The following is an 11893-nucleotide window of genomic DNA, read 5'->3' as shown; positions in this document are numbered from 1 at the left end:
CATTTAATCTTCTGATCAGATCACGAAGCGCGTCACCAGAGCGTTCAGGTCGACGGCCAGCCGCGACAGTTCCTGACTGGCGGCAGACGTCTGGGTGGCGCCGGCAGCAGTCTGGGTCGACAGGTCGCGGATGGTCACCAGATTCTGATCGACTTCCCGCGCCACCAGCGCCTGCTGCTCGGCGGCGCTGGCGATCACCAGGTTGCGCTGGTTGATCTGCGAGATCGACGCGGTGATTTTCTCCAACGCCTGACCGGCGCTGTTCGCCCGACGCAGTGTGTGGCTCGCCTGTTCGGCACTGCTTTGCAAAGCCCCGACAGTGGCACCGGTGCCTTGCTGGATGCTGCTGATCATCAGCTCGATTTCTTCGGTAGAGTTCTGCGTGCGCTGGGCCAGCGAGCGGACTTCATCGGCGACCACCGCAAACCCTCGTCCGGCCTCGCCGGCCCGCGCGGCCTCAATGGCCGCGTTAAGCGCGAGCAGATTGGTCTGCCCGGCGATGCCGCGAATCACCTCCAGCACCTTGCTGATGTCCTGGGCCTGAGTCGCCAGGCCCTCGGCCTGTTCGGAGGCGCCGAGCACGGCGCTGACCAGTTCCTGAATCGAACTGATGGTCTCGCTGACCTGTACATGCCCGTGCTTGCTGTCCTCGTTCGAGGCTTCGGACGCTTCGGCACTGGACACCGCATTGGCGGCCACTTCATCGACCGCCGTGCTCATCTCGGTGACCGCCGTGGCAGCCTGTTCGATCTGGTCATTCTGCTGTTGCAGGCCGCGGGTGCTCTGTTCCATCACCGAACTCATTTCCTCGGCAGCGGAGGCCAGTTGCTGGGCCGACTCGCTGATGCCGCGAATGGTCGAGCGCAGATTGCCCTGCATCTCGGCCAGAGCCGTGAGCAACTGCGCCGCTTCATCGCGCCCCGCGCTTTCGATACGACCACTGAGGTCTCCCGAAGCAATCCGTCGTGCCACGTTCAGCGCCTGATTGATCGGCGCGGTGATGCTGCGGGTCAGCAACCAGGCCAGCAGCAACGTGGCAATCAGCGCGACGACGATGATTGTGGCGACGATCCACAGCGCCTGCTGGTACATCGCCGCCGCGGACTTGGCGGCGGTATCCGCGCCTTGTTGGTTGAGCGTGATCATTTGCTCCAGAGTCTTGTCGAGCACCGTGCCCTGGGGCGCCAGTTCATTGGTGAGGCGCGCGTAGGCCTGATCGTTTTGTCCAGCGTCGATCTGTTTGATGATCTGGTCGAGGATGCTCAGGTACTTGGCGGTGTCTGCGCTCAGGCCTTCCAGCATCGCCCGCTCTTGATCACTGGCAATCAGGCCTTTGTGGTCGTCGAGGCGCTTGAGCAATTCCTGGCGTTGCGCCGTGAGAAGGCCTTTGCTGCGTTCGCGCACGGCAGCCTGGGTGCTGGTGATCAGGCGCAGGGACTCAAGACGGATGCTGGCGATGTTCGCCGCCGCGTCATGGATGCTTTCGATGCTGGGCATCCACGATTCCTCGATCACCGCCGCGCTCTCGCGCAGGGTTTTCATCTGGCCCAGACCGAACAGGCCGACCACTACCAGCAGACTGGCCAGAACGGCAAAACACAAACTGGCGCGCAAACCGATGCGCAGATTCCGGATAGACATCAATGTGCTCCTTGGGCTTTGGGGGAGAGAGGTCGTCCTCGTGGGCCGAGGATCTTGTTGTGAGGCGGGTGATGGCGGGCTGTATATCAAAGTGCCACTATCTTGGTAAGACCAATCATTGGCTATTGGCAGATGGAAAGGACAGGGATGAACAAGCCGGGCAAAAGTGCGAGCTAGAGATGTCGCCGTTGAATTGGATCCGAAACCCCGACAAATCGCGGGCTGACGCCCAGTGGCGGGGAGAACCCCAAGGGGCGTTTACTGACCGAACGGTCGATTAAAAAAACTTTGATAAAAACTGTGTCGTTGTACAACCCGCAAGAGGATCTGGCCGAAATTGCTCTTCTCCTGCAGCCGCTTCCGTGGCTAAGCTCAGGCCTTCGAGCACAGATTCTCCAATTCCCGCAGAGGTCTCATCCATGCCGCAGCAATGGCCAGCCACCGACATCGCCCGCCTGATCCTCGATGGCTTTGACGATTACCGCGAGCATTTCCGGCGGATCACCGACGGCGCCCGGGAGCGCTTCGAGCAGGCCCGCTGGCAGGACACGCAAACCGCGTCGGCGGCCCGGATCAACCTCTACGAAGAAAAGGTCGGTGAAACCGTCGCCCGCCTGCGCGAGTATTTCGAGCCGGACACCTTGATGGACGTCACCTGCTGGCCGCTGGTGAAAAGTGCCTACATCAGCATCATCGACCTGCGCTTCGACGATGAACTGTCCGAGACCTGGTACAACTCGATTTTCTGCGGCCTGTTCAGCCACGACCTGATCAGCGACGGCTGCATGTTCATCCACACCACGCGCCCGAGCCTGCGCCGCGCGCGGGCCGCACAGACCCGCACCTACAAGCCCCATGGACAGATCTCGAGCATGCTCGCGAGCATCTTTGCCGATTATCGCTTCAGCGAGGCCTACGCCGATTTGCCCGGCGACTTGCAGCGCCTGGAAGCGCAACTGCGCGAGAACCTGCCGGACTGGGTGTGCAAGGATCCGGAGCTGAGTGTCGAGCTGTTTTCCTCGGTGCTCTACCGTAACAAGGGGGCGTACCTGGTCGGGCGCATCTACACCAGTGACGATCAATGGCCGCTGGTGATTCCGCTGCTGCACCGCGAAGGGCGGGGGATTCAGATCGACGCGTTGATCACCGACGAAGCGGAGGTGTCGATCATCTTCTCCTTCACCCGTTCGTATTTCATGGTGGATGTGCCGGTGCCGGCGGAGTTTATCGGCTTCCTCAAGCGCATCCTGCCGGGCAAGCACATCGCCGAGCTGTACACCTCGATCGGTTTCTACAAGCACGGCAAGTCCGAGTTCTACCGCGCCCTGATCAATCACCTGGCCAACACCGATGACCAGTTCATCATGGCGCCGGGCGTGCGCGGCATGGTCATGAGCGTGTTCACGCTGCCGGGCTTCAACACCGTGTTCAAGATCATCAAGGACCGTTTCTCGCCGTCGAAAAACGTTGACCGTGCCACGGTGATCGAGAAGTACCGATTGGTGAAAAGCGTCGATCGGGTCGGGCGCATGGCCGATACCCAGGAATTCGCCGACTTTCGTTTTCCCCTGAGCAAGTTCGAGCCGGCGTGCCTGGCGGAACTGCTGGAGGTTGCGCCGTCCACGGTGTCGCTGGAAGGTGAAACCGTGCTGATCCGCCACTGCTGGACCGAGCGCCGGATGACCCCGCTCAATCTCTATCTGGATAACGCCAACGAAGCCCAGGTGCGCGAAGCACTGGAGGATTACGGCCTGGCGATCAAGCAACTGGCGGCGGCCAACATCTTTCCCGGCGACATGCTGCTGAAGAACTTCGGCGTCACCCGCCATGGCCGGGTGGTGTTCTACGACTATGACGAGATCTGCTTCCTCACCGAAGCGAATTTCCGCCACATACCGGCACCGCGCACGCCGGAGGACGAAATGGCCTCCGAACCGTGGTACTCGATCGGTCCGCTGGATGTGTTCCCCGAGGAGTTTCCGCCGTTCCTGTTTGCCGATGCGGCGCAGCGCAAATTGTTCGATCAGTTGCATGGCGAGTTGTATAACGCCGATTACTGGAAGGGGCTACAGGAGGCGATTCGGGCGGGGAAAGTGATTGATGTTTTCCCGTATCGGCGCAAGGGCCTGGATAACGAATAACCCGTTAATGATCGTTCCCATGCTCTGCGTGGGAATGCCTCACCGGACGCTCCGCGTCCGCTTTTGGGACGCGGAGCGTCCTTGGCTGCATTCCCACGCAGAGCATGGGAACGATCACAGTCAGGCGTAAATCTGCGACAATCGCGTCCTTGCGCCACTAGACGACCGAATTGCGTACCCGATGACCGACGAATCGCCCTCCATCGACAAACTGCTGAAAAACCTCGATCACGCCATGCTCGCCGACCGCCACCGGCTGCGGCGGCAGTTGCTTGAGCTGCGCAAGAAACCCGACGAAGCCAAACTGGTCCAGTGGGTGGCGCGGATGCAGGCGTCCTGCGATCAGGTGCTGGCGCGCAAGGCCAGCCTGCCGGTGATCCGTTACGACGACAGCCTGCCGATTGCGGCCAAGCGTGACGAAATCAAGAAGGCCCTGGAAAAGCATCAGGTGCTGATCATCGCCGGCGAAACCGGCTCGGGTAAAACCACCCAGTTGCCGAAAATCTGTCTGGAGATCGGTCGCGGCCAGCATGGTCTGATCGGCCACACCCAGCCTCGGCGAATTGCCGCGCGCAGTGTGGCCAGCCGGGTCGCCGAAGAACTCGGTACGCCGCTGGGCGCGCTGGTCGGCTATCAGGTGCGCTTCGAAGACCAGAGTGATTCCAACACCTTGATCAAACTGATGACCGACGGCATCCTGCTGGCGGAAACCCAGAACGATCGCTACCTCGAACGCTACGACACGATCATCGTCGACGAAGCCCACGAACGCAGCCTCAACATCGACTTCCTGCTCGGTTACCTGAAAACCCTGCTGCCGCGTCGTCCGGATCTGAAAGTCATCATCACCTCGGCGACCATCGATCTGGAGCGTTTCTCCAGGCATTTCGACGATGCGCCGATTGTCGAAGTGTCTGGCCGTACTTTCCCGGTGGACACCTGGTATCGCCCGCTGACGCTTGAGCAGGACGAAGAGGGCAACCGTGTCGAAGACGACCTGACTGTGGATCAGGCGATCCTCGCCACCCTCGACGAAATCGCCGCTTACGAGCGCAGCGAACGTCGCAGCCCCGGCGATGTGCTGGTGTTCCTGCCCGGCGAGCGTGAGATCCGCGACGCCGCCGACATGCTGCGCAAGGCCCAGCTCAAACACACCGAAATCCTGCCGTTGTACGCGCGCCTGTCGCCGGCCGAGCAGCAGCGGATCTTCCAGTCGCATCCGGGCCGTCGCGTGGTGCTGGCAACCAACGTCGCCGAAACCTCGCTGACCGTGCCGGGCATCCGTTACGTGATCGACAGCGGCACCGCGCGCATCAGTCGCTACAGCTACCGCGCCAAGGTTCAGCGGCTGCCGATCGAAGCGATTTCCCAGGCCAGCGCCAACCAGCGTAAAGGTCGCTGCGGCCGGGTCGAGCCGGGTATCTGCGTGCGCTTGTACAGCGAAGAGGATTTCCTCGGTCGCCCGGAATTTACCGATCCGGAAATCCTGCGTACCAACCTCGCTGCGGTCATCCTGCAGATGCTCCATCTGCGCCTCGGCGAGATCACCGATTTCCCGTTCATCGAGCCGCCGGACGGCAAGGCGATCAGCGATGGTTTCAACCTGCTGCAAGAACTCTCGGCGGTGGATCGCAACAGTCAGCTGACCCCGCTCGGCCGCCAGTTGGCGCGCCTGCCGGTGGATCCGCGCATGGGCCGCATGCTGCTGGAAGCAGCCAAGCTCGGCAGCTTGCAGGAAGTGCTGATCGTCGCCAGTGCCATGTCGATTCAGGACCCGCGCGAGCGTCCGCCGGAGCGTCAGCAAGCCGCTGATCAGGCCCACGCGCAGTGGAAGGACGCCGATTCGGACTTCGCCGGGCTGGTCAATCTGTGGCGTGGCTTCGAAGAACAGCGCCAAGCGTTGACCGCCAGTCCGCTGCGCAACTGGTGCCGGAAGAATTTCCTCAATTATCTGCGCCTGCGCGAGTGGCGTGATTCCCACCGTCAGTTGAGCCTGATCTGTCGCGACTTGCAGCTGAGCCTGAACAAAGAGCCAGCGGATTATCCGAAGCTGCACAAAGCGGTGCTGGTCGGCCTGCTCAGCCAGATCGGCCAGAAAACCGAGGACGGCGACTATCTTGGCGCCCGTCAGCGGCGGTTCTGGATTCACCCGTCGTCGGGCATCGGCAAGAAGCGCCCGCAGTGGGTGATGACCGCCGAACTGGTGGAAACCACCAAGCTCTACGCGCGGATGGTGGCGAAGATCGACGCCGACTGGATCGAGCCGCTGGCCGGGCACCTGATCAAGAAGAACCACTTCGAACCGCACTGGGAGAAGAAGCGCGGCCAGGTCGTGGCGTTCGAGCAGATCACCCTGTTCGGCCTGATCGTGGTCGGTCGCCGGCCAGTGCATTACGGCCCGGTGGATCCTGTGGTTTCGCGGGAGCTGTTCATCCGCGAAGGTCTGGTGCGGGGCGAGATTCAGTCCCGGGCCAAGTGCCTGACCGCCAACAAGCAATTGCTCGAACAGCTCGACGAACTGGAAGCCAAGGCCCGGCGTCGGGACATTCTGGCCGACGAGGAAACCCTCTTCGGGTTCTATGACGCGCGACTGCCGGCGGAGATTCACCAGACCGCGACGTTCGATAGCTGGTATCGGGTCAACAGCCAGAAAGATCCGCAACTGCTGATCATGCGCGAGGAAGACGTGCTGGCCCGCGAAGCCAGCGAAGTCACCGCCCAGCATTATCCGGACACGCTGCACATCGGCGATCTGGAACTGGCTCTGAGTTATCACTTCGAACCGAATCACCCGCGCGACGGTGTGACCCTGCGTGTGCCGGCGCCGTTGCTGCCGATGCTGCCGCCGGAGCGCCTGGAGTGGCTGGTGCCGGGGCTGATCGAAGCCAAATGCATTGCGCTGGTGCGCAACCTGCCCAAGGCATTGCGCAAAAACTTCGTGCCGGTGCCGGACTTCATCAAGGCCGCGCTGCAACGCATGACCTTTGCCGAAGGTTCGTTGCCGCAAGCGCTGGGCCGCGAGCTGCTGCGCATGACCGGTGCGCGGGTCAGCGATGAGGCTTGGGCCGAAGCGGCGCAGCAGGTTGAAAGCCACCTGCGGATGAACCTGGAAATCGTCGACGGCCAAGGCAAGTTCCTCGGCGAAGGCCGGGATCTGGCCGAGCTGACCGCGCGTTTCGCCGAAGCCAGCCAGGCTGCGTTGGCCGTGCCGCAAAGTGCGAAGAGCCAGCAACCGGTGGAGGCCAAGGTCTTCGCGCCGGTGGCGGAAAAGACTCAGCAGAAGATCGCCGGGCTGTCGATGACGGTCTATCCGGCGCTGGTGGAAGAGGGCGGCACGGTCAAGGAAGGTCGTTTCTCGACCCCGGCCGAAGCCGAGTTCCAACACCGCCGCGCCTTGCAACGCCTGCTGATGCATCAACTGGCGGAACCGGCCAAATTCCTGCGCGGCAAGTTGCCGGGCCTGACCGAACTGGGGTTGTTGTATCGCGAACTGGGTCGTGTCGATGCGCTGGTCGAAGACATTCTGCTGGCCAGCCTCGACAGCTGCATTCTCGAGGGCGAAGACCCGTTGCCGCGTGACGGCGCAGGTCTGGCGGCGCTGGCCGAGCGCAAGCGCGGAAGCTGGACCGAACACGCCGAGCGCGTGGCACGCCTGACGCTGGAAATCCTCAAGCTCTGGCACGGTCTGCAAAAACGCTTCAAGGGCAAGATCGATCTGGCTCAGGCCGTGGCGCTCAACGACATCAAGCAGCAGCTCAGCCATCTGGTGTATCCGGGCTTCGTCCGCGAAACGCCGATGCTCTGGCTCAAGGAGTTACCGCGCTATCTGAAAGCGCTCGAGCAGCGTTTCGAGAAGCTGGGCGCGCAGGTGCAGAAGGATCGGGTCTGGAGCGGCGAACTCGCCGGGCTCTGGACGCAATACCAGACCCGCGCCGCCAAACATGCTCAGGAAGGCAAACGCGATCCGCAACTCGAGCTGTATCGCTGGTGGCTGGAGGAGTATCGGGTTTCGCTGTTCGCCCAGCAGTTGGGGACGAAAGTGCCGATCTCCGACAAGCGGCTGAACAAACAATGGACGCAGGTCGAACCCTAGCGAGTGCCTGATCGCTCCCACGCTCTGCGTGGTAGCGCTTCCCCGGACGCTCTGCGTTCGCTTTTGGGACGCGGAGCGTCCCTGGCTGCATTCCCACGCGGAGCGTGGGAACGATCAGCAAACTTGAGAATGGGGCCAAAACCTTGGGTTTATGGCAAACTTCGCCACCATAAATGCCGTTTTCGCGTCCCAGAGCCTTTGCCGGGCCGCGCAGCGGAATAAAGCGATGCCTGGTTTTTGCGTCCCTTGATACGGGAATGGACCCTTTGCGTGTTGGCACGTCGGTGCCAGCACTTTCTGCCTGAACAGATTAGAGAAACGACCATGCATAACGTCGTCATCAGCGGCACCGGCCTGTACACCCCGGCCAACAGCATCTCCAACGAAGAGCTGGTGCAGTCCTTCAATACCTACGTCGCCCAGTTCAATGCGGACAACGCCGAAGCCATCGCCAGCGGCGAAGTCCAGGCCCTGACCGAGTCCAGCGCCGCGTTCATCGAAAAAGCTTCCGGCATCAAGAGCCGCTTTGTCATGGACAAGGATGGCATCCTCGACCCTGCGCGCATGGCGCCACGCCTGCCGGAGCGTTCCAACGACGAATGGTCGGTGCTTTGCCAGATGGCCATCGGCGCTGCCGAGCAAGCCCTGCAACGTGCCGGCAAGACTGCCGCCGACATCGATGGCGTGATCGTCGCCTGCTCCAACCTGCAGCGCGCCTACCCGGCCATCGCCATCGAAGTCCAGGAAGCGCTGGGCATCCAGGGTTTCGGTTTCGACATGAACGTTGCCTGCTCGTCGGCCACCTTCGGCATCCAGCAAGCCGCCAACACCGTGCAACTGGGCCAGGCCCGGGCAATCCTGATGGTCAACCCGGAAGTCTGCACCGGCCACCTGAACTTCCGTGACCGCGACAGCCACTTCATCTTCGGTGACGCGGCCACCGCCGTAATTATCGAGCGCGCCGATCTGGCAACCTCCAAGCACCAGTTCGACGTGGTCAGCACCAAACTGCTGACCAAGTTCTCCAACAACATCCGCAACAACTTCGGCTTCCTCAACCGCGCAGCGGAAGAGGGCATCGGCGCCCGCGACAAACTGTTCGTGCAGGAAGGCCGCAAGGTGTTCAAGGATGTTTGCCCGATGGTGGCCGAACTGATTGGCGAGCATCTGGAAGAGAACAAGCTCAATGTCGGTGACGTAAAACGCTTCTGGCTGCACCAGGCCAACCTGAGCATGAACCACCTGATCGTGCGCAAGCTGCTGGGCCGCGAAGCCACCGAAGAAGAAGCCCCGGTAATTCTCGACACCTACGCCAACACCAGCTCCGCCGGTTCCGTGATTGCGTTCCACAAATATCAGGACGATCTGGCGGCCGGTTCGCTGGCGGTGCTGAGTTCGTTCGGTGCCGGTTACTCGATTGGTAGCGTGATTCTGCGTAAACGTTAAGAGCGAGTTCATTTCCTCTTAATCGCGCTGACGTTTCCTACATCCGAATCGGCGCGAACGCTGTAATTTTCGAACGTGGCGGCAGGCGAATAGTCCTGCCGCTATTCTTTCGAAGACAGAAAAAGGGGAATGATGGATGGCGGTAGACGACACCCGACTGCTTGAGCGCCTGCTCGCCGGTGAGCAAAAGGCATTCAAGGAACTGGTCAGTACCTATCAAAGCCCTATGCGCGCGGTCGCGTACGCGATTGTCGGCCAGCGCCATGTCGAAGAAGTGGTGCAGGATGCCTGGCTGTCGGTGGTGCGTCATATCAGTCGCTTCGAAGGGCGCTCCAGCCTCAAGACCTGGCTGCTGACCATCACTGCCAACTCGGCCAAGAGCCGCTACAAACTCAATCGTCGCGAAGTATTGCTGGATGATCTGCCGTCCCCCCACGGCACCATCGACGACGATCGTTTTTCTCCCGGCGACGGCCACTGGCTGGTCGCACCGTTCGCCTGGCACCAGGACACCCCCGAGGCATTGCTGACCGAAGGCGAGCTGCGTGAATGCCTGGAGCATACGTTGCTCAGTCTCTCCGAACTTCAGAGCAGTGTGCTCACGCTGCGCGAGCGCCAGGGCCTGGAGCTGGAGGAGATCTGTAATCTTCTGGAGATCTCGCTCTCCAATGTCCGCGTGCTGCTGCATCGGGCGCGTTTGAAGGTCTTTGCGACCGTGGAGCATTTTGAGGAGACGGGAGAATGTTGACCTGCAAGGAGCAAGTGGCGCGATCCAGCGATTATCTTGATGGCCAGTTGAGCTTTCGCGAGAAACTGATGGTGCGTCATCACCTGATGTTCTGCCGCAATTGCCGGCGATTCATTCGCCAGATGCGTTTGATGCAGGCGACTTTGCGAGCGATACCGCAAAAGCCTGAAGAGGGCGTGGACGCCTTGGCCGAGCAGCTGGCAGAGCTGCGGCGCAAGGATCGATCCTGAAAACACAGACTGGCGCGGCCGCAGCGAACGGATGATNGGATCGCTGCGGCCGCGCCAGTCTGTTGAACAAAAGCTGCTTCAAGCTGCAAGTGAGGCATTCACTTGCAGCTTGAAACTTGCAGCTTGTCGCTGATTTTTTAGAACTTCGCTTCCGCATCCAGCTGCAGGGTGTTGGTGTCTGCATCACGCTGGGTACGGCTGGAGAAGTCGGCCTTGGTCAGGAAGTAAGTCGCGCCAATGGCGAAGTTCTTGTCGATGTCGTAACCGACCTTGAACTTGTGGCCACGGGAACCGGTGGTGCCGTTGGCGAAGTCCGAATCGGTGAAGGCGCCGACCACAGCGTTACGCTGCACGTCACGATAGTTGTAGTCGAGGTTCAGGCCGAAGACTTTCGATTTGGCACCGACCAGCCACGCGGTGTCCTGATCGGTCACTGCATCGTTGTTCTTCACGTACTGGCCATAGAACGAAAGCGGCATTGGCAGGCCGCCGATGTCTACCTGGCTGAAGCCTTCATACAGACGGAATTCGTTGTTCGCCGAGTTGCCGTTGACGGCCAGGGCGCACGGCGTGGAGGTGCCGGTGCAACGGCTGTCTTCGTCGTTCTGGTAGGCGTAGACGCTGCCGCCCAGGGTCAGTTTCAGGTTGTCGGTGATGGCGAAGCGGCTGCCCAACTGACCGGCGGTCAGACGCAGGTCATGACGGAATTGCACGCCGTCGCCGTCCACGTTGTCCTTGAGATTGTAGTTACCCAGGCTGCCGAACAGCTCGACGCTGCTGCCCAATGGATACTTGTAGGTAACGGCCAGACCTTCCGGGTTGATGTCGCTGTCCCAGATCACGTCGCCCATGCTCACCCACGGTTGCAGCATCTTGCCGCCGATGATGTGCAGGTTCTTGATCTGATCCGGGTGGTAGTCGATGTAGCCCAGGTCGAGCCAGATCTGCTTCTTGTCGAAGTAGTTGTCCTGGTCCTGGTTGGTCGAACGGGCGTCGTCGCCGCCGCCGGTGGCGATGCGGATGCCGGTGTCGACTTGCGGGTTGATCTCGGTGTAGGCACCCAGACGGGCACGGATGCGCTGGCGATCCTTGTCGCGGCCGCCGTTATTCGGCTCGCCATCGATCTTGATGGTTTCCTGACGGATACGCACGTCGCCCTTGAACTGGGTCTTGGCGGCCCAGGCCAGTTTCTGGTCGAAACTGCTGAGCTCGTTGGTTTTCTTCGCGGTCGCCGCGATTTGCTCGTTGGTCTCTTGCTGCGCCTGCTGCGCGATTTGCTGGGCCTTCTGATCCTTGGCCAGTTCAGTTTGCAGTTCAACGTACTGCGCCTGGGAAATCGAACCGTTAGCCTTGAGCATGTCGAGCAGTTTGGCGTCGACTGCGGCACTGGCCGGTACACTCATGGCCAGCAACAGGCCACCGCACAGGGCCGCCGCAGTTTTCGTGGAAGCAAGACGCATAGCAATCTCCGAAGATGAAAAGGGGATGGCTGAACCATCCTGGGCACAACCGACGGTTTGACGGTCGGAAAACAGTGTCCGGGGTAGAACCCGGCGCTCTAAAAACAGGCGCCAGTATCGCGATGGTTTATGAC

At 61.1% G+C, this 11893-nt stretch carries 7 protein-coding genes; 5 read left to right on the top strand and 2 right to left on the bottom strand.

The features are described from left to right. Positions 1-15 precede the first annotated feature (15 nt). Positions 16-1641, bottom strand: coding sequence for a methyl-accepting chemotaxis protein (locus ACTJK7_RS08575; protein WP_064383165.1), 1626 nt, complete (start codon positions 1639-1641; stop codon positions 16-18). Positions 1642-2060: 419 nt separating this feature from the next. Here ACTJK7_RS08575 and aceK point away from each other — a divergent pair, with 419 nt between their 5' ends. From aceK to ACTJK7_RS08550, 5 genes are all read left to right on the top strand, one after another. Next, positions 2061-3782 (top strand): bifunctional isocitrate dehydrogenase kinase/phosphatase, encoded by a 1722-nt coding sequence (gene aceK, locus ACTJK7_RS08570; protein ID WP_064383167.1) that lies wholly within the window; start codon positions 2061-2063, stop codon positions 3780-3782. A 181-nt stretch (positions 3783-3963) separates the two neighbouring features. Then, positions 3964-7875, top strand: a complete 3912-nt coding sequence (gene hrpA / locus ACTJK7_RS08565) for an ATP-dependent RNA helicase HrpA (protein ID WP_440780608.1) — start codon at positions 3964-3966, stop codon at positions 7873-7875. A gap of 324 nt (positions 7876-8199) precedes the next feature. Then, the gene (locus ACTJK7_RS08560) at positions 8200-9321 is read left to right on the top strand and encodes a beta-ketoacyl-ACP synthase III (protein ID WP_011332951.1); all 1122 of its coding nucleotides are present in this window, start codon (positions 8200-8202) and stop codon (positions 9319-9321) included. A gap of 136 nt (positions 9322-9457) precedes the next feature. Beyond that, entirely contained in the window at positions 9458-10069 is a 612-nt protein-coding gene (locus tag ACTJK7_RS08555; RefSeq protein ID WP_064383171.1) for an RNA polymerase sigma factor, read from the top strand. Further along, positions 10063-10299 carry an anti-sigma factor family protein gene (locus tag ACTJK7_RS08550; protein WP_108560089.1) on the top strand — a complete coding sequence of 79 codons (237 nt, stop codon included), beginning with the start codon at positions 10063-10065 and terminating at the stop codon, positions 10297-10299. The genes ACTJK7_RS08555 and ACTJK7_RS08550 overlap by 7 nt, the downstream gene beginning before the upstream one ends. 137 nt (positions 10300-10436) lie before the next feature. Here ACTJK7_RS08550 and ACTJK7_RS08545 read toward each other — a convergent pair whose 3' ends face one another. Continuing rightward, on the bottom strand, positions 10437-11759 hold the full coding sequence (locus ACTJK7_RS08545) for a putative porin (RefSeq protein WP_011332954.1): 1323 nt from the start codon (positions 11757-11759) through the stop codon (positions 10437-10439). Between the last annotated feature and the right edge of the window lie 134 nt (positions 11760-11893).

Source organism: Pseudomonas sp. 22085, assembly GCF_052045815.1.
In the GTDB taxonomy this organism is placed as follows: domain Bacteria; phylum Pseudomonadota; class Gammaproteobacteria; order Pseudomonadales; family Pseudomonadaceae; genus Aquipseudomonas; species Aquipseudomonas glycinae.
Note: the sequence above shows the minus strand (reverse complement) of the source record. Positions and strands in the feature narration are given on the sequence as shown.